The organism is Janthinobacterium sp. 35 (assembly GCF_002754575.1).
Classification (GTDB): Bacteria; Pseudomonadota; Gammaproteobacteria; order Burkholderiales; family Burkholderiaceae_D; genus Janthinobacterium; species Janthinobacterium tructae.
The window spans coordinates 436,097-460,769 of the sequence record NZ_PEFN01000001.1 but is presented as its reverse complement, the minus strand read 5'-3'; the positions used below and the strand labels follow the sequence as shown (position 1 = coordinate 460,769).

The 24,673-nt window shown below is 63.7% G+C and carries 21 protein-coding genes; 14 read left to right on the top strand and 7 right to left on the bottom strand.

Annotated features, from left to right (window positions below; all coding sequences use genetic code 11):
• Positions 1–221: 221 nt before the first annotated feature.
• The 6 genes from CLU93_RS02070 to CLU93_RS02045 all read right to left on the bottom strand — a co-directional run bounded on the left by CLU93_RS02070 (position 222) and on the right by CLU93_RS02045 (position 8,164).
• On the bottom strand, positions 222–776 hold the full coding sequence (locus CLU93_RS02070) for a 4'-phosphopantetheinyl transferase family protein (RefSeq protein WP_099759800.1): 555 nt from the start codon (positions 774–776) through the stop codon (positions 222–224).
• A gap of 9 nt (positions 777–785) precedes the next feature.
• Positions 786–4,841 (bottom strand): Pls/PosA family non-ribosomal peptide synthetase, encoded by a 4,056-nt coding sequence (locus CLU93_RS02065; protein ID WP_099759799.1) that lies wholly within the window; start codon positions 4,839–4,841, stop codon positions 786–788.
• A 148-nt stretch (positions 4,842–4,989) separates the two neighbouring features.
• Positions 4,990–5,694, bottom strand: coding sequence for an anaerobic ribonucleoside-triphosphate reductase activating protein (locus CLU93_RS02060; protein WP_373629710.1), 705 nt, complete (start codon positions 5,692–5,694; stop codon positions 4,990–4,992).
• On the bottom strand, positions 5,687–5,884 hold the full coding sequence (nrdD, locus tag CLU93_RS02055; RefSeq protein ID WP_071078116.1) for an anaerobic ribonucleoside-triphosphate reductase: 198 nt from the start codon (positions 5,882–5,884) through the stop codon (positions 5,687–5,689). The genes CLU93_RS02060 and nrdD overlap by 8 nt, the downstream gene beginning before the upstream one ends.
• Complete coding sequence (locus CLU93_RS02050; protein ID WP_099759798.1) at positions 5,881–7,629, bottom strand: ribonucleoside triphosphate reductase; 1,749 nt, start codon at positions 7,627–7,629, stop codon at positions 5,881–5,883. Before CLU93_RS02050 ends, nrdD begins: the two co-directional genes overlap by 4 nt.
• Before the next feature lie 118 nt (positions 7,630–7,747).
• Positions 7,748–8,164 (bottom strand): hypothetical protein, encoded by a 417-nt coding sequence (locus CLU93_RS02045; RefSeq protein ID WP_099759797.1) that lies wholly within the window; start codon positions 8,162–8,164, stop codon positions 7,748–7,750.
• Between the two features lie 162 nt (positions 8,165–8,326).
• On the opposite strand from CLU93_RS02045, the gene ubiU reads away from it, so the two are divergent.
• The 3 genes from ubiU (at position 8,327) to ubiT (ending at position 10,935) form a co-directional block, all read left to right on the top strand.
• Positions 8,327–9,364 (top strand): ubiquinone anaerobic biosynthesis protein UbiU, encoded by a 1,038-nt coding sequence (ubiU, locus tag CLU93_RS02040; protein WP_441326502.1) that lies wholly within the window; start codon positions 8,327–8,329, stop codon positions 9,362–9,364.
• A 126-nt stretch (positions 9,365–9,490) separates the two neighbouring features.
• Positions 9,491–10,387, top strand: a complete 897-nt coding sequence (ubiV, locus tag CLU93_RS02035) for a ubiquinone anaerobic biosynthesis protein UbiV (RefSeq protein ID WP_099759796.1) — start codon at positions 9,491–9,493, stop codon at positions 10,385–10,387.
• 20 nt (positions 10,388–10,407) lie between these two features.
• Positions 10,408–10,935 (top strand): ubiquinone anaerobic biosynthesis accessory factor UbiT, encoded by a 528-nt coding sequence (gene ubiT / locus CLU93_RS02030; RefSeq protein ID WP_099759795.1) that lies wholly within the window; start codon positions 10,408–10,410, stop codon positions 10,933–10,935.
• 38 nt (positions 10,936–10,973) lie between these two features.
• Here ubiT and CLU93_RS02025 read toward each other — a convergent pair whose 3' ends face one another.
• Positions 10,974–11,237: a heavy-metal-associated domain-containing protein gene (locus tag CLU93_RS02025; protein WP_071078113.1), complete on the bottom strand. Its 264-nt coding sequence runs from the start codon at positions 11,235–11,237 to the stop codon at positions 10,974–10,976.
• Positions 11,238–11,485: 248 nt separating this feature from the next.
• Between CLU93_RS02025 and CLU93_RS02020 the strand changes: the two genes are divergently transcribed.
• From CLU93_RS02020 to CLU93_RS01970, 11 genes are all read left to right on the top strand, one after another.
• The gene (locus tag CLU93_RS02020) at positions 11,486–11,947 is read left to right on the top strand and encodes a hypothetical protein (RefSeq protein WP_099759794.1); all 462 of its coding nucleotides are present in this window, start codon (positions 11,486–11,488) and stop codon (positions 11,945–11,947) included.
• A gap of 226 nt (positions 11,948–12,173) precedes the next feature.
• Positions 12,174–12,341: a hypothetical protein gene (locus tag CLU93_RS28125; protein WP_180287787.1), complete on the top strand. Its 168-nt coding sequence runs from the start codon at positions 12,174–12,176 to the stop codon at positions 12,339–12,341.
• 250 nt (positions 12,342–12,591) lie between these two features.
• The gene (aspT, locus tag CLU93_RS02010; protein WP_099759792.1) at positions 12,592–14,274 is read left to right on the top strand and encodes an aspartate-alanine antiporter; all 1,683 of its coding nucleotides are present in this window, start codon (positions 12,592–12,594) and stop codon (positions 14,272–14,274) included.
• A gap of 54 nt (positions 14,275–14,328) precedes the next feature.
• Positions 14,329–16,017 carry an aspartate-alanine antiporter gene (aspT, locus tag CLU93_RS02005; RefSeq protein ID WP_099759791.1) on the top strand — a complete coding sequence of 563 codons (1,689 nt, stop codon included), beginning with the start codon at positions 14,329–14,331 and terminating at the stop codon, positions 16,015–16,017.
• A gap of 45 nt (positions 16,018–16,062) precedes the next feature.
• Positions 16,063–17,667 (top strand): bifunctional aspartate transaminase/aspartate 4-decarboxylase, encoded by a 1,605-nt coding sequence (locus CLU93_RS02000; protein WP_099759790.1) that lies wholly within the window; start codon positions 16,063–16,065, stop codon positions 17,665–17,667.
• Between the two features lie 178 nt (positions 17,668–17,845).
• Positions 17,846–19,255, top strand: coding sequence for a TolC family protein (locus CLU93_RS01995; RefSeq protein WP_257224836.1), 1,410 nt, complete (start codon positions 17,846–17,848; stop codon positions 19,253–19,255).
• 2 nt (positions 19,256–19,257) lie between these two features.
• Positions 19,258–20,232, top strand: a complete 975-nt coding sequence (locus tag CLU93_RS01990; protein ID WP_099759788.1) for an HlyD family secretion protein — start codon at positions 19,258–19,260, stop codon at positions 20,230–20,232.
• Positions 20,233–20,238: 6 nt separating this feature from the next.
• Positions 20,239–21,420, top strand: a complete 1,182-nt coding sequence (locus CLU93_RS01985) for an ABC transporter permease (RefSeq protein ID WP_099759787.1) — start codon at positions 20,239–20,241, stop codon at positions 21,418–21,420.
• The gene (locus CLU93_RS01980; RefSeq protein WP_099759786.1) at positions 21,417–22,568 is read left to right on the top strand and encodes an ABC transporter permease; all 1,152 of its coding nucleotides are present in this window, start codon (positions 21,417–21,419) and stop codon (positions 22,566–22,568) included. The genes CLU93_RS01985 and CLU93_RS01980 overlap by 4 nt, the downstream gene beginning before the upstream one ends.
• Positions 22,569–22,616: 48 nt before the next feature.
• Positions 22,617–24,197 (top strand): AAA family ATPase, encoded by a 1,581-nt coding sequence (locus CLU93_RS01975; protein ID WP_099759785.1) that lies wholly within the window; start codon positions 22,617–22,619, stop codon positions 24,195–24,197.
• Complete coding sequence (locus tag CLU93_RS01970) at positions 24,194–24,667, top strand: hypothetical protein (protein ID WP_099759784.1); 474 nt, start codon at positions 24,194–24,196, stop codon at positions 24,665–24,667. The genes CLU93_RS01975 and CLU93_RS01970 overlap by 4 nt, the downstream gene beginning before the upstream one ends.
• Positions 24,668–24,673: the final 6 nt, after the last annotated feature.

Sequence of the window (24,673 nt, the reverse complement as noted above, 5' to 3'; positions counted from 1 at the left end):
AGACTGCCGGATTTGATATTGGCCCGGCCCCGTCGTTCGCGTTACAGTGGCCTGGTCTGCTGTCACTGCAAAGGAAAGACCATGCTGGAATTGATCGGGGTGCTGGGACTGCTCGTCAGTATTATCGCAAAACTGATTTTCGTCCAGATCGGTGGGGCGGCTGACGGTAAAGAGGATTGATAGCGAATCAACCCAACGGCAAAAAGGCCGGGGTCGGACCCTCAGGGTCCGACCCCAGTTTCCGTCTTTGGGGTTGCCAGCATCGCGACAAATCCGTCCTGCAAGGCGATGTGCTGTACATTGCAATTCAATGCCACCCCATCCCACTCCGTCAACTGCCTGCCCACGCACTTGAGCGCCGCCTCGCGCGCCGTCCACGCCTGCGCCAACCGCAGCGGGCGCTGTGCATCGGGGCAGGCGGCCAGTTCCTGCGTCACCTGCGGCCCCAGGTAATCGCGTGCCAGATTCGCCCAGTCGGGAATATCTTGCACGCGCATCGCGTCGATGCCGACAGCGCCATGCAGATGGATGGCGGCCAGCGACATGCCGTCATCATGGGTCAATGACAAACCTGCCGCGCGGCCGGCCAGCAGCAAACGGGGAGGAGCACCCGGCATCGACTCCAGCGAAATCGATTCAATATCCATCTTCAGCCACTGCGCCGCCGCTGCCCGCACGGCGGCGCGGATGCGCAAGCGGGCCTCCCAGCGCGGCAGAACGGCGGCGATGCCGATCACCAGCACGCCGTCGCCCGACCACAGCACGGTGGCATCCATCCGCTGCGCTCAGCTACGCAATGGCGCCGCCGGACATCCCGCCCAGTTGCTGCCGGCGGGGATGTGTTCACCCTTCATCACCAGGGTCAACGGCCCCAGGCGCGCATTGTCGCCCACCTTGGCGCTGTACAGCACCGAGCTGCGCGGACCCATGTAGACGCGCTGGCCGATGTCCACGTGGTCGATCTTCATCACGCGGTCCTCGAACAAATGCGTTTGCGGACAGGTCAGGGCGTTCAATTCGCTGTAGTCGCCGATGTGCACGCAGTCGAATTCCGTGATGTCCGTCGTGTCCATGTAGACGCCGCGGCCGATCTTGCAGCCGAACAGGCGGAAAGCCAGCGGCAGCCACGGCGTGCCGCGCAGGTAGCGCATGAAGTTGGGCACGGCGATGCCTTCGTACAGGTTGGTGACACCTTCCGAAATCCACACGAACGGCGTCCACATGGGCGCCGCGTGCTTGCGGTAGCGTCCCAGCAGCAGCCACTTGAACAGCACCACCACCAAAAAATTGCCGATGCCGTAGGCGATGCCGGCAATGGCCAGGTCGCCCACCACTTCGCCCCAGCGCCCGGCGCCCGCGATCGGCATCACGTCCAGCACCAGGGTATAGCCGACGGCGATCACCACCGCGTGCGGCGCGACGATGCGGAACGCTTCGATCAGGCTGCGGCCCAGGCGGCGCAACAGCGATGGCTTGAAGGTCAGGTGCTCGGCAAAACCGCTGACCTGTTCGCGCGCGGGCAAATGCATGGGCGGGGAGCCGAGCCAGGTATCGCCGCTGTGCATCTGTTCATTGCGCGGCGCATGCGTGTGCACGCCGATCAGCACGTGCTCGGGCAGCACGGTGCCGTCCGGGATATAACTGCCGTTGCCGACAAAGCTGCGGTGCGAGATGACGGTGGGGCGCATGGTCATCCAGCCGCCGTCGATCTGCTCGTCGCCCAGCATGACGGCGTCGGCGATGAAGGTGTCGTCGCCCAGGGTCAGCATGTCGGGCACCACGCCGAGCGCCGTGGAAATCTCGGCGCCCTTGCCGACCTTGGCGCCCAGCAGGCGGTACCAGTACGGCGCGTACACGGTGGCGTAGATGCCGTGCAGGACGTTCAGGCTCGATTCCTGGATATGGCTGACCAGCCACTTGGCGCAATAGATATTGCTGTGCACGGGCGAGCTGCCCGGCTTCAGGCGGGGCAGCGCGCCCCAGCGGATGGCGGCCGACAGCAGGGCCGTCAGCACGATCAGCACGGCGCTGGCGGGGAAGGCCAGCAGGAAGTAGCGGGCCAGCTGGGTCGTCACGTCGCGGCCCTGCAGCCACGGCATCATTTCGCGCTCGTCGAACCAGTCGATCAGCACGAAGCTTGGGAAGACGGGCATGAAGAACAGCACGGCGATGAGGACCATGCCGAAGCAGAAGAACAGGGTTTCGCCCGTCAGGCGCAGGCGCGAGACGGCGGGGCGCGGCGGCTGGCTGGCCCGGTCGTAGGGGCCGATGTCGCGCGCGGGCGAACCGGTCCAGACCCTGCCCGCCGGCACGCTCACGCCATCGGCCAGCGCGGACTGTCCCTCCAGGTGGCCGAAGGCGCCCACCTTGGTATTGCCCTCCATGATGGCGTAAGAGCTGATGCAGGCATCGTCGCCGATGCTGATCTGGCCCAGCAGCAAACGGCCCCGTTCGACGCGGGCGTTTTCAAAGTTGACGGCATTGCCCACGCTGACGTTGTCGCCGATGGACAGCAGGTCGGGCGCACGCAGGGTCATCGAGCCGATGACCACTTCCTTGCCGACTTTCGCGCCCAGCGCGCGCAGCCACCAGCTGTTCAGCGACGAGCCGCTGAGCAGATACGTGGGCGCCGATTCGACCAGGCGGTCGGCCAGCCACCAGCGGTAGTAGGTGACGCCCCACAGTGGATAGCTGCCCGGCTTCAAACGCCCGGCAATCAGCCACTTGCCGGCAATCGCGATGGCAAATTCGGCCAGGGTGGCGAGCAAGAACACGACTATCGAGGCGGCGATGGCGCGCGGCACGGTGTCTCCCGTGTCGCCCGTGAAGAAGTGATAGGTAAAGAAGGGCGCCATCCACTGCGCCATGCGCAGGGTGACGAGGCCCGGCACGGCCGCCGCCTGCGCCGCGCCGCACAGCCAGCGCTTCATGGCCGATGGCGGTGTCCAATCCGCTTCCGGCGTGGCCAGCGCGGGCGCTTCGTTCAGCACGGCGGCGATCTTGCCGATCTGGCGATTGTGATAAATGTCGCGCACCGTCATGTGGGCGTAGGCAGGATTGGCGCGCAGGGCGGACGCCAGGCGGGCGGCCAGGAAGGAATGGCCTCCTAGGTCGCTGAAAAAATCCAGCTGGCGCAAGATTGCCTGGCCCGGGAACAGCTTGGCCAGCGCCGCGAACAGGGCCGCTTCGGCCGGCGTTTCCGGCACGTCCGATTCGCCCGCCTCGCCAGCCGGCGGTGCGGACAGGGGCATGGCTTTCAAGGCTTTTCTGTCGATCTTGCCGGAAGTCAGGCGCGGCATCAGTGGCAGCAATTCGAAGCGGCCGGGCACCATATACGGCGGCAAATGCAGGTTCAGGGCCGCGCGCAGGGTTTTTGTGGACAGGGCATCGTCGGGGGCATCGTCGCTGCCGACGATGTAGGCCACCAGCTGGTCGATGCCATCGTCCTTGCGCAGCAACACGGCCACGGTGCCCACGCCCGCCTGCTGCGCCAGCACGGCTTCGATCTCGCCCAGCTCCACGCGAAAGCCGCGAATTTTCACCTGGTCGTCGGCGCGCCCCAGGCACAGCACCTGGCCATCAAGATCGATGCGCGCCAGGTCGCCCGTGCGGTACAGGCGTGCGTCGTCTGGCCCCGTGCTCCAGGGATTGGGCAGGAATTTTTCCACGGTCAGGTCGGGCCGGCCCAGGTAGCCTTCCGCCAGGCCGGGGCCGATGATGCACAGCTCCCCCGTTTCGCCGCGCGCCAGCAAAACCAGGGGACGGTTTTCACCCGGCTCGGCCACCTGCAGCACCAGCAAGCCATAGTTGGGCAGCGGCGTGCCGATGGTGACGGGTTCACCGGGCCGCAGGCGCGCCAGGCTGCACGAGACGGTCGCTTCCGTGGGGCCATAGGTGTTGAACATGGCGCGGCCCGGGCGCGACCAGCGCTCGACCAGGGACTCGGGGCACATCTCGCCGCCCAGGTTGATCAGGCGCAGACTCGGTACTTCCTCCGCAAACAGGGCCAGCAAGGTCGGCACGGCGTGCAGCACGGTGACATGGTTGGTTGCCAGCGCGCGCGGCAAGGCTTCCGGGTCGCCGGAGATTTCCTTCGGTCCCAGCCACAGGGTGGCGCCCACGAGGTAGGCGATCCAGATTTCTTCGAACGACATGTCGAAGGCGACGGAAAAGCCCTGGTAGACGGTGTCGGACTGCGCCACTTCCAGCACGGCGTTTTCGCTGCGCAGGAAGTGGCAGATGCTGCGTTGATTGATCAATATGCCCTTGGGTTTGCCCGTGGAACCCGAGGTGTAGATCACATACGCCGGGTGTTCGGGCAGGACGGTGGCGCGCGCGGGCAGCAGTTCGCCCGGTGCGGCGGGGGCCAGCAGGCTTTCCGCCGTCCACACGGGGCGCACGATGCCAGCGTCAAACAGGCGCGGCGCGAACTGCGCGCAGCTGACGACGCCAAAGCCGTTGGCGTCATCGAGGCACACCTGCAGGCGTTCCACTGGCGTGTCTTCATCGACGGGCAGCCAGGCGGCGCCCGCCTTGGCGATGGCCGCCTGCATCAGCAGCAGAGGGGCGCCGCGCGGCAGCCATAGGCCCACGATGTCGCCGGGCTTGACGCCGGCCGCCACCAGGCGCGACGCGGCCAGGCCAGCTTGCGCTTCGAGTTCGGCATATGTGATGCGGCGCGCGCCGTCGATCAGGGCGATTTGTCCGGGACAGCGGCGGGCCGTCGCCTCCAGCAGGTCGGCCAGCACTTCTTCGCGCAGCAGATCCGGTCGCGGCGGGCCGTACAGGATGTCGGCGTGGGTGGAAGGGGTGCCTGGGCTGACTGCGGTGAAATCGTTCATGGATGACGCTTATCTGTAATGCGGTGTGAGGAATCTGACGGGCTGCGCATGCTGCGTGGCACAGTCGATACCTTACAGCACGCCAGACATTTCAGCGTTGCAGAACGGGGAATTTTGTAGAGCTTTCGGCAATTATGTGGCGGCGGGATCAACTGCCATGATTACGGAATGTAAATCGCGGAAACATGGCGCCGATTTGCGCCACCGTGCTCGCCGCTGGATAGCCGTGCAGGGGGCGGCCGGCCAGCGCCGCGTCCGCGCAGCCTTCGGCGCGGAACTGCTGCAGCACGTAGTTGTCGACGCCTTTCGCGGCCAGGGTGGTGGCCAGGGCCAGCAACTGATCGTCCGGCAGCAAGTCCGGGTGGGTGGTGGTGCGGCATTCGTAGGCGACGCCGCTGGCGAGGATGGCGTCCAGGCAGGCGCGCGCGGGGTCGCCGCTGCCGGCCACGCGGGTCACATGACGATAGTCGGCAAACGGCGCCTTGATGTCGAAGCCGACCCAATCGACCAGGGGCAGCACTTCCTGCAGGCGCTGCGGATAGATGCAAGCCGTGTGCAGGCCGATGCCGAACCCCAGTTCCCTGACGTCGAGCATGGCGCGCGCCAGCGCCGGGTCCATGCACGCCTCGCCGCCGCTGAAGACGACGGCGTCGACCAGGCCCACGCGGCGGCGCAGCCAGGTCAGTACATCCTGCCAGGGCATGGTGCCCTGCGGCGTGCGCGTCTGCAGGTGCGGATTGTGGCAATAGCCGCAACGCCAGGGGCAGCCCTGCACGAAGACCACGGCGGCCAGCTTGCCCGGGTAGTCGGTGGCGGAAAAGGGCGTCAGGCCGCCCACTTTCAACTCAGCCACGGCAGGCGGGCTGGCCAACCCGGGCGCTCGCTTCCGTAAAGTACTGGCGCTCGTGGAATTCGCCTTGCTTGCCGATGTTGAACGAGGCGACGGGGCGGTGGTAGCCCATCACGCGGGTCCAGATTTCGCAGCGCTGGCGTTCGCTGTCGAGCAGGGTGATGGCGGGAGTGAAGTCGGGACGTGCGTTCATGGTGTTTCCTCAAGTGATGGAACAGGGTGGGCTTGTTTGCGGGCGATCAGTTCCGCGTCGCAGGTGGGACAGAATTCATGTTTGCCGGCCAGGTAGCCGTGGCGCGGGCAGATGGAAAACGTGGGGGTGACCGTGATGTAGGGCAGCGAAAAGCGGCTCAGGGCGCGTTTCACCAGTTCGCGGCAGGCATTCGCATCCGACAGCGCTTCGGTCATGTACAGGTGCAGCACCGTGCCGCCCGTGTACTTGCGCTGCAGCGCGTCCTGCAATTCCAGCGCTTCGAAAGGGTCGTCCGTGTGGCCCACGGGCAGTTGCGACGAGTTCGTGTAATACGGGTTGTCGACGGTGCCGGCCTGCAGGATGGCCGGATAGCGCTTGCGGTCTTCGCGGGCAAAGCGGTACGTCGTGCCTTCGGCCGGTGTCGCTTCCAGGTTGTACATGTGGCCCGTCTCTTCCTGGAATGCCACCATGCGGGCGCGCACGTGGTCGAGCAGGCGTATCGCCAGCGCATGGCCCTCGGCGGACGTGATGTCGTAAGCGTCGCCGCTGAAATTGCGGATCATCTCGTTGATGCCGTTCACGCCCAGCGTGGAAAAGTGGTTGCGCAGGGTGCCCAGGTAGCGCTTCGTGTAGGGGAACAAGCCTTGCTGCATCAGTTCTTCGATGGTGCGGCGCTTGATTTCCAGGCTGACTTTGCCCAGCTCCAGCAGGCGGTCCAGGTCGGCCATCAGTGCCGCTTCGTCGCCGCGCCACAGGTGGCCCAGGCGCGCACAGTTGATGGTCACCACGCCCAGTGAGCCCGTCTGCTCGGCGGAACCGAACAGGCCATTGCCCCGTTTCAGCAGTTCGCGCAAGTCCAGTTGCAAGCGGCAGCACATGGAGCGGATCATGTTCGGCTTGAGTTCCGAATTGATGAAATTCTGGAAGTAGGGCAGGCCGTAGCGGGCCGTCATCTCGAACAGGCGTTCCGCGTTGTCGCTATGCCAGTCGAAATCCTCGGTGATGTTATAGGTCGGGATGGGAAAGGTGAAGACGCGGCCCTTGGCATCGCCCGCCATCATGATCTCGATGTAGGCGCGGTTGATCATGTCCATCTCCGCCTGCAGCTCGCCATAGCTGAAGTCCATCTCCTGGCCGGCGATGACGGGAATCTGCTCGCGCAGGTCGTCCGGGCAGACCCAGTCGAAGGTGAGGTTGGTAAACGGCGTCTGCGTACCCCAGCGCGATGGCACGTTGAGGTTGAAGATCAGCTCCTGCATGTACTGGCGCACGTCTTCGTAGCGCAGGCCGTCCTTGCGGATGTAGGGCGCCATGTAGGTGTCGAAGGAGCTGAATGCCTGCGCGCCGGCCCATTCGTTTTGCAGGGTGCCGAGGAAATTGACGATCTGGCCGATGGCGCTCGACATGTGTTTCGGCGGGCCCGATTCGATCTTGCCCGGCACGCCATTCAAGCCTTCATGCAGCAGGGTGCGCAGCGACCAGCCGGCGCAATAGCCGGCCAGCATGTCGAGGTCGTGGATGTGCAGCGCCGCTTCGCGGTGCGCCGCGCCCACTTCCGGCGGATACACCTGGTCCAGCCAGTAGTTGGCGATGACCTTGCCCGACACATTGAGGATCAGGCCACCCAGCGAGTAACCCTGGTTGGCGTTGGCATTGACGCGCCAGTCGCGCCGCTCCAGGTATTCATTGATGGACGCGGCGACATCGACCTGGCCGCGTGTGGGGGAAACTGCATTCGTCGTCATGAAACCTCCAATAAACACAACATGCGGTGTTTTTATGAAGGTTATCTACTAAATGTAGTGACGTCAAAGGTGGCGTGCAAGCGATTCGCGTATCCTTGATCCAGGTGAAAAAACCACTTCAGCCGGTTTTGTTCCAGCGCGTTTCGCGCAGGATCAGCCAGCTCGCGCAAAAGAACGCGGCGCCGCAGGCGGCGATGCTGGCGACGGAGGCGGGCAGCACGTGGGCCCAGATTTCCAGCGGCGTATAGGTGCTCCAGCTGGCCACGCGCGTATCGAACGTGACGTAGTTCGCCAGCAGCCAGTAGATGGCCAGCAGGCCCGTGCAGATGGCGGCCTGACGCAGCAGCGGCAGTTGGCGGCGCGCGAACACGGCCAGCAGGAACAGCAGCAGCACGCCCGGATAGGCGCCCAGCACTTCCGGTGACAGCACGGAGATGGTCCCCGCGTCATAGCCATCGGCCGGACCGGCCCACTGCACTTGCAGCGCGGTGAGGAACAGGGTCAGAAGGAAAATCAGCAGCGGTTTGCGGGTCATGGTGGGCAATCGAAGAGGAAGAAAAGTGGGGCATTTTACAGCCAGGTCAAGCAAGTTGAAGGTGCTCCAGCCATGCATGCATTCCTTCACCTGCGTCAAGGACTGGGCGGCATGGGCGGGGCTATAGTCTGCACCCTGAGCCGATACGGGACTGTGAACATCATGATGCTTGAATCAACTACCGCCACCCGCGTGGCCGGACCGCTGGAACTGGTCTGCCCCGCCGGCAGCCTGCCTGCCCTGAAAGCGGCCGTCGACAATGGCGCCGATACCGTGTACCTGGGCTTTCGCGACGCCACCAATGCGCGCAATTTCGCGGGCCTCAATTTTGACGAGAAGGCCATCGCCGAGGGCGTGCGCTACGCCCATCAATATGGACGCAAGGTGCTGCTGGCGCTGAACACTTATCCGCAGCCGCACAACTGGGCCGTGTGGCGCAGCGCCATCGACCGCGCCGCCGCAGCGGGCATCGACGCCATGATCGTGGCCGATCCGGGCCTGATGGCCTACGCGGCCCAGCACCAGCCGCAGCTGCGCCTGCACCTGTCCGTGCAGGGCTCGGCCACCAACTACGAAGCCATCAATTTTTATCATGAACACTTCGGCATCGCCCGCGCCGTGCTGCCGCGCGTGCTGTCGATGGCGCAGGTGGAACAATTGATCAGCAAGACGGAAGTCGAGATCGAAGTGTTCGGTTTCGGCAGCCTGTGCGTGATGGTCGAAGGGCGCTGCGCGCTGTCGTCGTATGCGACGGGCGAGGCGCCGAACACCCACGGTGTGTGCTCGCCGGCCAAGGCTGTGCGCTGGCTGGAAACGCCGAACGGTCTGGAGTCGCGCCTGAACGGCGTGCTGATCGACCGCTACGCTCCCGGTGAAAACGCCAGCTATCCCACCCTGTGCAAGGGGCGTTTCGAAGTCAATGACGAAGAGTATTACGCGATCGAGGAGCCGGCCAGCCTGAATACCCTGGCGCTGCTGCCGCAACTGATCGCCATGGGCGTGCGCGCCGTGAAGATCGAAGGGCGCCAGCGCAGTCCCGCCTACGTGGCGCAGGTCACGCGCGTGTGGCGCGAAGCGATCGACGCCTGCCGCGAAGGCAATCCGCGCTACGCCGTCAAGCCGGGCTGGATGGCGTCCATGGACAAGCTGGCCGAAGGCCAGCAGCACACATTAGGTGCTTACCACCGCTCCTGGAAATAGCAAAACCTACTGCGCGTCCCGGGGCGCGGCCTGCGATGCTCACCGTGCTTGAGCACGGCTGCGCTTCTCGGCCTCGCCGCGAGCCGCTCGCTACGGTTTTGTAACTTGAAAAATACTGGAAAAGGCATGCTAAAACTATCGTTGGGTCCCTTGCTGTACTACTGGCCGCGCGCCACCGTCTTCGAGTTTTACCAGCAGATCGCCGGCAGCGCCGTCGAGATCGTGTATCTGGGCGAAACCGTGTGCTCGCGTCGGCATGAAGTGCGCCTGGCCGACTGGCTCGATATCGCCGACATGCTGGCCGCTGCCGGCAAAGAGGTGGTGCTGTCGACGCAGGCGCTGATCGAGGCGGGCGCCGAACTGGCGACCCTGCGCCGCATCACGGGCAATGGCCGCTATACGGTCGAAGCCAACGACATGGGCGCCGTGCACTGCATGGAAAAGGGCGCGCCTTTCGTCGCCGGTCCCCATCTGAACCTGTTCAATGGCCCCAGCCTGCAACTGCTGGCGCGCCTGGGCGCGCGGCGCTGGGTGATGCCGCTGGAAATGGGGCAGACGGCGCTGGCCGAGATGCAGCGCCAGAAACCGGAAGGGCTGGAGACGGAAGTGTTCGCCTACGGCCGCATGCCGCTGGCGTTTTCCGCGCGCTGTTTCACGGCGCGCAACCGCAACCTGCCGAAGGACGACTGCGGCTACAGCTGCCTGGAAGAGCCGGACGGCTTGCTGCTGCGCACGCGCGACGAGGTGCCGTTCCTCGTCCTGAATGGCACGCAGACGCAGTCTGCCCTCGTCTACAACCTGGTGCGTGAACTCGACGCCATGCGCGACATGGGCGTGGCGGTGGCGCGCATCAGCCCGCAGGCCATGCATACGGAACAAGTCATCGCCATTTTCGACCGCGCCCGCCGTGGCCAGGTCAGCGGCGTGGGCGCCCAGGCCCAGCTGGCGGCCTGCCAGCCGGCCGGCGCTTGCGACGGCTACTGGCACGGCCAGCCCGGCATGGAACAGCACGCCGCTCATTGAACGCATCGAAAGGAAGCACCATGCAAGATCAACTGGAAAGATTGCCCATCCCGGCCAAGCCCGCCATGAGCAAGCCCGCCATGTCGTACCGGCTGCCCGAACCGCTGGCCGAATTGCTGTCCAAGCTGCCGCCGTATCCCGCCTCCTGGCTGTTCGTGCAAGGCCTGAACCGCTTGCTGGCGCCGCAATTGCCCGACGATGTGCGGCGCAGCCTGGAGGGGCGCAGCCTGCGCTTGCGCCTGGTCGACGCGGGCATCGCCTTCGATTTCGAGTGGCAGGGCACGGTGTTCGTGGCCGAGCGCTATGTGGACGTGCCGGACCTGTGCATCGCCGCCAGCGTGCATGACCTGATGCTGCTGGCGCGGCGCCAGGAAGATCCTGACACACTGTTCTTCAGCCGTCGTTTGAGCCTGGAAGGCGATACGGAGCTGGGTCTGCTGTTCAAGAATACGCTCGACGCCATCGAGCTGCCGCCGTTCGATTTACAGGCGCTGGGACCGCGCCGCGTGCTGGCGCATCTGCGCGACCGGGGCGCGCGGGAAGGCTGAGCGGAGCAGGGGGAGCGGAGAATTGCCGCAGCCGGCGTTCAATGGCGGCAGTGACCGCAGGCGCCGCTGCAAGATGGCAATTGTTCCTCATCGGAGGCCTCGCCCATGAAGCCGGCGTCGTTGACGGCGGCCAGCAGGCGCTCCTGCGTGGCCAGCCGTTCGTCAAATTGCACCGTGGCGCCGTGGCGCGCCAGCGAGACGCATACGGTGGCCACGCCCGTGACGGCCTCAAGCGCGCCCGTCAGCCTGTCGGCGCAGCCTTCGTGATCCATCCCGATAATATTCAAGCGTGCTGTCTGCATGGGTTCCTCTTGTTTTTCAGATAAAAAAACAGCGTAGGCGAGCGGTGCGCATGTCGTCCAGAGCAGCACGCAAGATTTATTTTCTATTTGCGGTTTTATTGATCTGGATTAATTCCAGCCGCTCCTGGTCAGCCTGAAACTGCTGTCGCGTGATACACAGTTGCCCTGTTCCAGTCGACAAGCGTACTCTGCTGCGCGATACTGTCATTCTGTTAAGAACGCTATGAAAGCGCTGGAAAGGAGGGGCCATGCAGCGCCGCCCCCTGCTCAAACTTGCCGCCCTGTGGCCGTTGGGCGCGGTCGCCGCCGGCACGTCGTCGCCGCTGCCGCTCGTGTATCCGCGCCATCAGGCACTCAATGATCCGCAGCAAGGCTATGTGACGGCTTTGCTGCAACTGGCGCTGGCGCGTTCGGGCCAGGCGTATGCATTGCGCCGTTCCGAACTGCGCATGGTGCAGACGCGCGCGATGCAGGAAATCGCCACGGCGTCGGGCAGCGTCGATGTCGTCTGGGCCATGACGAGTCGTGAGCGCGAAACGCAATTGCTGCCGGTGCGCATCCCCATCGACCGTGGCCTGATCCGGCAACTGGCGGCAGGGCGCATCGATTACTTTCCCCGTTCCGTGATCGAGGCGCAAAGCGAGCTGGCCAGCCACGCGCCATTGCCGCTGGCGCTAAGTAATCCTCAGGAAATTATTGTGAATTTATGACGAACAGAACCGGATGCTATGCAAGGCGCCCACTGCGACGCAGTGCAAGCACTGCTAGCAGCGGGCAACGCCGCAGAGCGCCGGTTATGGAAGTCAGAAATCACAATAATTTATTGGGGGTTACTTAGACACCCACCTGGTCATCCGCTACCCCGCCGCGCTGTATTTTTTTGTTGGCAAGCACCGGCCGGAACTGGCGCGCCATATTGAAATCGGACTGGAAAGCATGCTTGCCGATGGCAGTTTCGCGCAGCTGTTCCAGCAGCATTTCGGCCGTCTCGCCGATGGCCTGAAGCTGGCCCATCGCTACACGCTGGAACTGGCCAATCCCGACTTGCCGGAAGAGACGCCGCTGGCGCGCAAGGCACTTTGGTACCGTCCAAATCATTACTAGTGGTTTTGTTGATCGGTGTCAAACCACCGCTTCAATCGTGCGCAGGATGTTTGATGAAACGCAAGGCGAGTTCAACAGAACACCTGTTGACACTTGTAAAATTTTCACCGAACATGATTCCTCGTAACAACATTTCCCCGGCACGGGCCTTCAGGGCCGGTGCTGCGTGGGCTCCTGTACGCCCGTTCATCCGCCAGCGCCTGCCAGCCCGAGAACGGGTAACCAACCGTCACTTTTCGAAGGTTCGTCCATGCTCGATTCGATCGCGTCGGTATTGCACCAGGTGCCGGAATTAGCTTTGTTCCTGGCCCTGGCCCTCGGCTACGCGGTAGGGCAGATACGCTTCGGTCCCATCCAGCTGGGCGGCGTGTGCGGCACCCTGATCGCCGCGCTGCTGATCGGCCAGCTGGGCATCACGCTGGACGCCAGCGTCAAGAATGTCTTCTTCATGCTGTTCATCTTTGCCCTCGGCTATGCGGGCGGTCCCCAGTTCTTTGCCAACCTGAATGCCAAGGGCTTGCGCTTGGGAATACTCTGCCTGATCGAAGTGGTGGTGGTACTGGCGCTGGTGCTGCTGGCCACGCGTTTCCTCGGCCTGGACCAGGGCACGGCGGCCGGCATGATGGCGGGTGCGGCGACGGAATCGGCCGTCGTCGGTACGGCCACGGATGCCATCTCGAAACTGGCGCTGCCGGCCGCGCGCATCGCCGAGCTGCAGGCCAACGTGGTCACCGCATATTCCATCACGTACATTTTCGGCCTGATCGCCATCGTCATCGTCACCAGCCAGATTTTCCCGCTGTTGCTGCGCGTCAACCTGCGCGAGGAAGCGGACAAGCTGTGGGAAAAGATGGGCGGCGCGCAGACCGATGGCGACGGCGCGCAGGCCACGCCGGACATGGTGGGCCGCGCCTACCGCATCAGCCGTGGCGCGGGACGCCGTCTCGATGCCTTGCAGCATATTTTTGCGGGCCGCGCCAGCATCACGCGCGTGCGCCGGCACGGCAAGGTGCTGGACCTGGAACCGGCACTGCGCCTGCGCAATAACGATGAAGTGCTGGTGATCGGCCACCGTCCCGCGCTGGTGGCGGCCGAAGCCATCCTGGGCGAAGAATTTGCCGACACGACGGGCTTGAACATGGCCGTCTCGGCCGTCGAAGTGGTGCTGCAGCAGGCGGCCCTCGTGGGCCAGCCCCTGCGCAAGCTGGCCTTGCCTTCCGGCGTGCATGTGGCGGCCGTCGTGCGTGGCGAGCACAGCATGCCGCCCCTGCCGGACCTGGCCCTGCAGCGCGACGACGTGCTGCGCCTGTACGGCACGGCGGAAGGGCGCGAACTGAACACGGCGCTGGCCGCCATCGGCAAGCGCGTGCCCACCGGGGACCGCAGCAATATCGTCTACGCCAGCATCGGCATCGTGCTCGGTGTGTATATCGGCGGCTTTACCGCCAAGCTGGGCGGCATCCCGTTTTCGCTGGGCACGGGCGGCGGCGCCTTGCTGACGGGCCTGGTATTCGGCTGGTACCAGGCGAGAAAGCCGGGCATGCCGGGCATCCACCCCAGCGCGCTCGACATGATGAAAGATATCGGCCTGGCCACCTTCATCGCCTGCGTGGGCCTGGCGTCGGGACCGCAGGCGATCGATCTGATCCGCCAATACGGGCTGTCGCTGCCGCTGATGGGCGTGCTCATCGCCGTCGTCCCCGCCTCGCTGTCGTTGCTGGTAGGCCACTTTTTCCTCAAGCTGGAAGCGCCCGTGCTGCTGGGCGCCATCGCCGGCCAGCAGTGCAGCACGCCGGCCCTGTCGGCCGTGCAAAACGCGGCCGGCAACTCGACGCCCTTGCTGGGCTACACGATCACGTATGCGATCTCGAACGTGGTGCTGCCTCTGCTGGGGCCGCTCATCGTGGCCCTGGCCGGCTCGGTCCACGCGTGAAGCACGCAAGAGCACAGGCAGTAAAGAATTCCTTCAACACGAAAGGCGGTCCGTATGGAATGGTTGCATGAGTTATTCAAGAAGTCGCCCGAAATTGCCTTGTTTCTCTCCCTGGCAGTGGGTTACTACATCGGCAAGATCAAGTTCGGCTCGTTTCAGCTGGGCGGGGTCGCCGGTTCACTGCTGGTGGCGGTCCTCGTCAGCCAGGTAGGCGTCGCCATCGATCCTGGTGTCAAGTCGGTGCTGTTCGCGCTGTTCATTTACGCGGTTGGCTATGAAAGCGGACCGCAGTTCTTCAATTCCCTGGGGCGCCAGTCGGTGCGCGAAATCATCCTGGCGGTCGTGCTGGCAGTGACGGCGCTGCTGACGGTGGTCATCATGGCCAAGGTCTTTGGCCTGGACAAGGGCCTGGCGGCCGGCGTGGCGGCGGGCGGCTTGACGCAGTCGGCCATCATCGGCACGGCCGGTGACGCGATTACCAAGCTGGGCCTGGCGGCCGACGAGGTGGCGCGCTTGCAGGGCAACGTGGCCGTCGGCTATGCCGTCACCTACGTGTTCGGCTCGTTTGGCGCCATCATCGTCTGCGTCAATATCTTGCCTAAACTCATGGGGCGCACCATCCGCGAAGATGCGATCAAGGCGGAAACGGCGCTGCAGGCAGGCGTGCAGGTGCTGGGGCCTGGCCAGACGCCGGCCGCGCCTGACCTGATCGGCCGCATCTACGATGTGGGCCCGGGCGCAGGACGCTCGGTGGCGGAGATCGAAAGCGCGCATCCGAACACGGCCATTACCATCGAGCGCGTGAAGCGCAATGGCCAGATCATCGACGTCAGCCCGGACCTGGTGCTGGCGGCCGACGATATCGTGCTGCTGGTGGGCCGGCGCGAAGCCATGCTCAGCGTCTCTTCTCAGCTGGGCAAGGAATTGCTGGCCGTCGAAGGCATGGAACTGGTGATGCAGCGCCGCGACATGGTGCTGACCAACAAGGCTTACCACAACAAGACGGTGGGCGAAATCCGCAGCGCGACGGCGCCGGGCGTGCGTCACGGCATCTTTGTCGTGCAGCTGAGCCGCATGGGCAAGATCTTGCCCATGCAACCGGAAACCATCGTACAGACGGGCGACGTGGTGACCATTTATGGCGCCGAGCAAGACGTCAAGCGCGTGGCAGCCGAAGTGGGTTACATGATCGTGCCGAGCGCCAAGACGGACTTCGTCTATATGGGCGCCGGCCTCGTCGTCGGCCTGCTGGTGGGCTTGCTGGTGGCGCGCATCGGTTCGATTCCGCTGACCCTGGGCAGCGGCGGCGGCGTTCTGCTGTCGGGCCTGGTATTCGGCTGGTTCCGCGCCAAGCGCCAGACGTTCGGCTACATGCCCAGCGGCGCCGTGCAAATCCTGAAGGACCTGGGTCTGGCCGGTTTTGTTGCCGTCGTCGGCCTCACGTCCGGCCTGCAAGCCGTGCAAACCGTGCGCGAACACGGCCTGACGCTGTTTGGCGTGGGCGTGGTAGTGACCATCCTGCCGATGATCTTGACCATGCTGATCGGCCGGTACATCTTGCGCTATGACAACGTGGCCATCTTTGCGGGCGCCTTGTCCGGCTCGCGCAGCGCCAATCCCGCGTTCGGCGAAGTGCTGAATGCGGCGCAAAACTCGATTCCCACCGTACCGTTTGCCATTACCTATGCCTTGGCCAACGTTTTCCTGACCTTGCTGGGGCCGCTGATTGTGGCCTTCGTCTGAGTCTGCAAGAACCCTGCACATTGTCTGTCTAAAGGAGTAGCAAAAATGGATTTCAGTAACCCTGCCAAACTCGCCCTGTTGAGCCCCTTCGAACTGAAGGATGCGCTGATCCAGACGGCCAAGCAAAGCAACCGCCTGATGCTCAACGCGGGCCGCGGCAACCCGAATTTCCTGGCGACCACGCCACGCCACGGCTTCTTCCAGTTCGGCCAGTTCGCCATGACGGAAGCGGAGCGTTCGTATGTCTACATGGATGACGTGGGCGGCTTTCCCACGCGCGAGGGCATCGAGGCGCGCTTTGAAATTTTCGTGCGTAAACACGAGGGCAACCCGGGCGCGCACTTCATCGAGGCGGCCGTATCGTATGTGCGCGACCAGCTGGGCCTGAGCGCGGGCGATTTCATCTATGAAATGTGCGAAGCGATTCTGGGTTGCAACTATCCCGTGCCGGACCGCATGCTGCGCCTGTCCGAGAAAATCGTCGGCCAGTATATCCACCGCGAAATGATCGGCGACCATCCGTTTATCGGCAACTTCGACATGTACGCCGTCGAAGGCGGCACGGCGGCCATGACGTATCTGTTCTCCAGCCTGAAATCGAACCACATCATCCAGGAAGGCGACACCATCGCCCTGGGCATGCCGATCTTCACGCCGTACATCGAGATTCCCCAGCTGAACGACTACAAGCTGAACACCGTGCACATCGATGCGCCGCAATCGAACAATTGGCAATTCACCAAGAAGGAGCTGGACAAGCTGCTGGACCCGAAAGTGAAAGCTTTCTTCCTCGTCAACCCCAGCAATCCGCCTTCCGTCAAGATCGACGACGAGACCCTGGAATACATCGCCAAGATCATCAAGAAGCGCCCGGACCTGATCATCCTCACCGATGACGTGTATGGCACTTTTGCCGACAATTTCGTCTCGCTGTTCGCCATTTGTCCGTTCAACACCATCCTCGTGTATTCGTTCTCGAAATACTTCGGCGCGACGGGCTGGCGCATGGGCGTGGTGGCCACGCATGAAAACAATGTGCTCGACGACAAAATTTCCAAGTTGCCGGAAACCATCAAGAAGCAGCTCGATGCGCGCTATCACTCGATCACGACGGAGCCGCGTCAGCTGAAATTCATCGACCGCCTGGTGGCCGACAGCCGCACCGTGGCACTGAACCACACGGCCGGCCTGTCCACGCCCGTGCAGGCGCAGATGACCTTGTTCTCGCTGTTCTCGCTGATGGATGAAGAGCAAAAGTACAAGCAGTCGATGAAGCGCATCGTGCTGCGCCGCAAGGAAGCGCTGTACCGCGAACTGGGCTTGCCGATGGTGCACGACGCCAATTCCGTGCGCTACTACCACTTGCTGGACATGGAATCGCTGGCCGCGCAGATGCATGGCGTGGAGTTTTCGCAGTGGCTGCTGAAAAAACTCAAACCGAACGAAGCGCTGTTCCGCCTGGCCGAGGAAACGGGCGTCATCCTGCTGCCGGGCCGCGGCTTCGGTACCACGCATCCGTCCGGCCGCGTCTCGCTGGCCAACCTGAACGAATACGACTACGCCAACATCGGCCGCGCCATCCGCAACATGGCGTCCGAGTTCTTTGCCGTGTTTGAAAAGGAAAAGGGCGGCAAGAAAGCCAAGAAGTAAGCCGCTAGCCGCTTAGTCTGAATAAAACGGGCGCCCCGCAAGAGGCGCCTGTTTTTACGTGGCAGCGCCAGTAACCAATAGTGCAGGGTGGAATGGACATCCGTGGATATAATTGCTATTGTGAAAGTATAAACATGGCAACCCCGTGCTTTCCCCTCATTCATTGACTGGACGCTACATGGGCAGATTGCAAGGACACTTATCATTATTGCTGGCGGGCGCGCTGGGCGCGGCCATGCCCGCCCTGGCGGAACCGCTGACATTCAGCGAAGCGCTGCAGCAAGCGGCCAAGGCTTCGGGCGCCGTGCAGGGCGCCGCGCTCGACGTGCGCGCCAAAACACTGAAGGCCGAAGCCTTGTCGAATATCGATGGCCCGTCCGTGGACTTGACGGCGTTTCGCGGCCGCTTGTCGACCGATTTGAGTATCGATACGAGCGGCCTGGCCGGCGTGGTGGGCGGCATCGAATCGGTGTTGCCGCCGATTCCCGGCTTGCCCACGCCACAGATTCCCAATTCCCTGAACCGCGAAGTGGTGACGGATCTGACCTCGTTCGGTTTGCTGGGCATGTGGCCCATCTACACGGGCGGGCGCCTCGATGCCGTCAAGGGCCTCGCTTCCAGCCGGACCCTGGCCGCACAGGCCGAGCACACGGAAGCGGAAGAACAGCTGGCCACCCTGGTGGCGCAGCGCTATTTCCAGTTGTTGCTGGCCAAGCGGGTGGTGGCCGTGCGGGCCGAAGTGACGGCCGGCGTGACGCAGCACCAGCGCGATGCGGCCAAGCTGGAAAAGGGCGGCCTGATTTCGCGCGCGGAACGCCTGCGCGCCGACGTGGCCCTGGACAGCGCCCGCAGCGAGGAGGCGCAGGCGCGCAGCGATGAGGAAATCGCCCAGGTGGCGCTCGACCGCTTGCTTTCCGTCAACTCGCAAGTGCTGCCCAGCACGCCGCTGTTCGTCAACAGCTTGCCGGTTGGCACTTTGCAATCGTTCATCAGCACGGGCATGCGCGAAAATGCGAACTGGAAAAAGATCGACAGCAAGCGCGTGCAGGCCGAGCAAGCCTTGAAGCTGCATGGCAAGGAATATGCGCCCACCGTGTTTGCCATCGGTAACTACAATTTGAATCGCGGCAGCGAAAAGCTCGTGCGCTCGAACTGGGCCATCGGTCTGGTCGTGTCCGTGCCCCTCGTGCACCGCATCAATACGGGCAAGATGATCGCCGCCGCCAAGCTCGACCAGGAACGGGTGGAAGTGGTGGCGCGCCAGGCCGAGCGCGACATTCCCACTCTGATCGAGAAGAACTGGCGCGCGCTGGAAAATGCCCGTATCCAGTATCTGTCCACGGCCTCGTCGGTGGAGCTGGCGCGCGAAAATATCCGCTTGCAAACGGTGGCTTTCCAGCAAGGGCAGGTGACGTCGCTGGAAGTGGTCGACGCGCGCCTGAACCTGGCCAAGGTCGAGACCCAGCGCGCGCAGACTGCCTATCACTATGTGATGGGGCTGGCGCAATTGCTGGAAGCGACGGGCGAAACGCAACGCCTGGGCAGCCTGGCCGCCGCGGCCGATATCCAATTACCTGTGGACAAATGATAATGAGTACCTCCAAAAAACCATTGGCCATAGTCGCCGCTGTCATCGTTCTGGGCTTCGTCGGCTGGGGCCTGTACCAGGCGTTCCAGCCGCAGCGCCTGCCTTTGCAGGGACAGATGGATGCGCAGGAAGTCAATGTCTCGTCGAAAGTACCGGGCAGGGTGGGCGAGCTGTACGTCAAGCTGGGCCAGACGGTGCTGAAAGGTGAGCTGCTGTTCCAGCTGACGAGTCCGGAAGTGGACGCGAAGATCGCGCAAGCGACGGCCGCCACGCAGGCAGCCGATGCCGTGGCGCAAAAGGCGCAAGCGGGGGCGCGTCCGGAAGAAGTCGCGGCCGCAAAAGCCAACTGGGAACGGGCGCAAACGGGTGCCACCATCGCCAAGACCACGTATACCCGCGTCAACAATATGTTCGAGCAAGGCGTGATCGCCCAGCAGAAACGTGACGAGGCGCAAGCGCAATGGCGCGCCGCCGACCAGCTGGCGCAAGCGGCCCGCGCGCAATATGACATGGCGCAAAAAGGCGCCCGTCCGGAAGACAAGACGGCCGCCGCCGCGCAGGCGCGCCAGGTGGGCGCCGTGCTGACGGAAGCGCAGATCGCCCTGGCGGAAACGAAGATCGCTGCGCCGGTGGCGGGCCAGGTCAGCAAGATCCAGATACAGCCCGGCGAACTGGCGCCGCAAGGTTTCCCCGTGATTACTTTGGTGAACCTTGATGACGCCTGGGCCGTGCTGCAGGTGCGCGAAGATGAAATGGCCGCGTTTGGCATGGGCAGCACGCATACGGCCAACGTGCCGGCGCTGAAACAGCAAGTGAGCTTCAAGGTCAGCTCGGTGGCCGTGCTGCCCGATTTTGCCACGTGGCGCGCGGCCCGTCCGGGCGGCACGGACTTGCGCACGTTTGAAATCCGCTTGCGTCCCGCCATCAAGGTCGATGGCTTGCGTCCGGGCATGTCAGTCGTGTTTCCACCGCTCTGATAGCCGATGAGCGAGATTGACAAAGAGCAGCCGGCGGCGCTGGCGCGCGAGTGGCGGCGGCTGCGCGGCGACTTTTGGGACTTCGGCATGCTCAGCTGGATTCCCGTCGCGCTGTGCGCCATGTTGTGGCTGGTGTTTTCCGCCGGCATCGCGCGCGACTTGCCCATCGTCGTCATCGATAACGACAACTCCACCCTATCGCGCCAGCTCACGCGCTGGCTCGACGCCTCGCCTGGCATTGCCGTGGCGGCGAAAGTGGCGTCCAGCGACGAAGCCCTGCACCGGCTGCGCGAACGCACGGCGTTTGGCTATCTGGTCATTCCCGGCGATTTCGAACAGAAGCTGCTGGGCGGCCGCCAAACCACCGTGCAATGGCTGTACAACGCGCAATTTTCCTCGCACGCGGGCGCCTTGCTACGCGACGTGCGCACGGTCAGCACGACCTTGTCGGCCGGCATCGAGATGACGGCACGGGTGAAAAAGGGCATGTCGGGTGTGCAGGCGGCCGCCCAGTTCGAACCGATCCGCACGACACTGAACAGTCTATACAATGAAAACACCAGCTATGAAGCGTTTTTGACCCTGGCCCTGATGCCGGCCATGCTGCAGATTTTCATCGTCGTCGCCGTCGTCACGAGCATCGGGCGTGAGTTGCGCGACGGCACGGTGCCGCAATGGCTGGCCTCGGCCCATGGCAGCTGGCTGCGCGCCGTCGGCGCCAAGCTGCTGTTCCCCGTCATCGCCTATTGCGCGCTGGCGCTGCTGTACTTGCTGTTCTTCAGCCTGGTGCGGGACTGGGCCGTGGCGGGCAGCTTGCCCGCCTTGCTGATGAGTATGCTGCTGCTGGTGCTTGCTTACTGTGGCCTGGCTACCTTGCTGATCGCCGCCACCCTGTCGCTGCGCCTGGCCCTGTCGGGCGCGGCCTTCATCACGGCGCCGGCCTTCGCGTTTGCGGGCCAGGCCTTTCCCTTGATGGCCATGCCGGCGCCGGCGCGCGCCTGGGCGGAAGCCTTGCCGCTCACGCATTATCTGCAACTACAAACGAAATACTGGCTGGCCGGCGCACCGTGGCGCTATGGCGTGCAGGAAATGCTGATACTGGCTGGCTTTGCCGTCGGCTGCGGCGCCGTGGGCGTCTTCCTGCTGGCGCGCCGCGCGAATACGCCTGCCGCCTGGGGACGCACATGATGTGGCAATCCTTCCTCGCCACCTGGCGCGCCATGCTGACGGACAAGGGCGCGCTGACCTTGCTGTTCATCGGCGGCATCATCTATTCCTTCTTCTATCCCTTGCCGTACTCGACGGAAATCGTCCAGCGCGTGCCCGTGGCGGTCGTCGACCAGGACCGCAGCGCCATGTCGCGCCAGCTGACGCGCTTCGCCATGGCCCATCCTTCATTGCAAGTCGTGGCCGTCACGCCGGACTTGCCGGTCGCGCAGGATTTATTGTGGCGCGACGAGGTCATGGGCGTCTTGATCCTGCCCGAGGGCTTGCAGACGGACGTGCTGGCCGGCCGCGCCGCCCATGCGCAAGTGGCGGGCAATGGCTTGTATTTGATGCTCAACAAGGTGGCCTTGAACGGCCTGGCCGAAGTGGTGGGCACCGTGTCGGCCGGTATTGAATTGAAACGTTTGGGCGCGGGCACGCCGTCCAGCGTGCAGGCCAGCCAGCAGCGTTCGCCCATTGCGTTTGACGCCGTGCCCCTGTTTAACGTCAAGGAAGGCTATGGCGCGTATGTCGTGCCGGGCGTGGCGACCTTGATCGTGCAGCAGACCTTGCTGATCGGCATGACCATGCTGTTCGGCACCTGGTATCAGCGCAAGAGCTTTCCCCTGGCGGGCAAGCGCACCGCTGGCGGCTATGCGGGCATGCTGCTGGCGTTTGCCTGCGTGGCATTTCTCAACTGCTGCTATTTCTTCGGTTTCGTCTTCTGGTTCCAGGATTACCCCCGTGGCGGCAACTTTGGCGGCATGCTCTTGCTGCTTGTGCTGTTCTCGCTGGCGGAAGCGGCCTTCGGCATGCTGCTGGGCATGCTGTTCCGCACGCGCGAACGGGGCACGCAGCTGATGATCGCGACCTCGATGCCGGTGCTGTTCCTGGCGGGCCTGACCTGGCCCGTGTCGTCCATGCCCGTCGTGCTGCAATGGCTGCGCTGGCTGCTGCCATCGACGGCCGGCATCCAGGGCTTTGTCGCACTGAACCAGATGGGCGCCTCGCTGTATGAAATCCGCCATGAAGTGGCAGGCTTGCTGGCCTTGCTTCTAGCGTGCGTGGCGCTGGGCTGGTGGCGCTGGCGCAAGCTGGAAGAAACGGTTGTTGATTTGAACAAGGCGTAGTGGGAACGATATGCAATAATTTCGTTTCCCTCACGTTGCCTGTACATTATGTCCGCCTTTAACTTGTTCCAGCGTCTTTCTCAAGCCCCCACCAAGCCCAAGGTGGCCCCCGTTGCGCGGCAGTTCGACGTGGCGGACCTGTACCAGGGCCCCATTGCGCTGGGAACAGAAGGCGAGGCGCAAGCGCGGCCTTTCGATGAGAAGCTGCGCCAGGCGTATTTCTGGATCGTCAACCACGCCATCATCAGCCCCCATTACGACATCGAATACAACGATGGCCCGTCGCAGACGTACTCCGTGGGCGACAGCCGCCGCACCTTGAATTTGCCGTCGGCGCAAAGCTATTCCAGTTTTATCTTGCTGCCGCTGTTGACGTTTGCCACGCGCCGCAAATGCCTGTTCGTCGGCGGACCGGGGCGGGGCAAGACGGCCAGCGCGCTGCTGATGGGCGTGCTGGCCGGTTCCACCGTCAAGGAGGTGAAACGCGCCATGCAGCATGGTCACCCGCAAATGACGGTGGCCGATTTGCTCGGCAATCCGCTGCCGGCGGACCTGGTCAACGCGCAAAGCATGGACGATATCCGCATCGCCTGGCGTGCCTGGCTGGGCATGCGCGTGAAAATCGTCGATGAATACAACCGCATTCCCACGCGCACGCAAAGCGCGCTGCTGACCGTCATGGGCGACAATTACGCGGAAGTGCTGAACCACATTTACGAGTGTCCGGAAGCGGCCTGGTATCTGACGGCCAACGACGATCAGGGCGGCGGCACCTACCAGGTGATCGAAGCGCTGCGCGACCGGGTCGACGTGACAGTGCAGGCGCTGGCCTTCAACCCGCGCTTTTTGAATGAGCTGCTGCTGCGCGTGGAAGAAAACGTGCGCCCCGAAGAGTTGGTGCCGCCCGATATCATCTTCACGGAAGGCGAGGTCGATCAGATCGGCGTAGCGATCCGCCAGGTGGGCATACCGGACGCCGTGCGCCGGCGCCTGGAATTTTTCGCCAGCCAGTTCGAGCTGTTCGAGACGGCCGGTGGCCAGTTCGAATACATGACCAAGGATACGGCCCGTTTGGCCGGCGCAGACCGGGGCGCCGCGCAGGCGGCCGACAATGGGCGCGACCGTTTGAAGGACCTCGGCTGCCAGACCTTGAATGGCATTTCCGTGCGCACCCTGATGGCGCTGATGATCTACGCCAAGGCCATGGCATATTTTCGCGGTAACGGTGAAGTGGAGCTGGAAGACTTGCGCCAGGTGCTGCCCTTCGTCCTGCATAACAAGCTGCAGCCGGACCCGGACGCGCCATTCTTCGCGTTGCCGGAAAACGCCGCCTACCGCAGCGACAGACTGGGTTGGCTGCGCCGTCTGTTCGATTTGTCGAACGATGAATTCAACCGCCTGGACCTGGACCGCGATGACCCGGTGGGCGTGCTGTCGGCCGAATTCGACCTGGGTCTCGATGGCGTCAGCGAGCGCGAAACCCTGGCGCGCCTGAACCGCATCGAAAAGCTGATCGGCGAACGCACGAAGGGCAGAAAACTGTATGGCCCCCTGTACGACGATTTGCTGAAGCTCAAATACCTGCATCAGCGCTATACGAATTACCGTAGTTGGCTGCGTTCGCAATGAGTGTCCTGCATTGTCAAGGCTTCCTGGAAGCGCTGGCGCTACTCAATAGTGAAGCGAGCGACCTGTGTGCGAGCTACGCGTTGCAGCGCCTGCCCGATGCGCCCGATCTCGCCACGGCGCTGGGCTTGCGCGTCGAGCATTACGCCTTGCACGTCATCGCACCCGCACGCGACTTGCCGGCAGCACTGTGGCACATCGAGCCGGCGCCGTGCGCGCGCGCGCACCTGGAACAAGTGTGCCAGCGCTGGTTTTTCTCGTCGCGGCACATGCAGGTGGCGCCGGCCGGGCGCTTCCGCGCGCAGCTGGTGGCCGCCTTCATCGAGTCGATCGACGACGCGCTGTGCGGATTTTCCCTGCACGCCGTGACGATGACGCCACCCTCCGGTTTCTGGTACGCGATCCACTGGGACGAGATCGCGTTCGAACTGGGGGATGAACGCTATCTGCTGCACTTTTCGCACAGCGACTGACAGGCT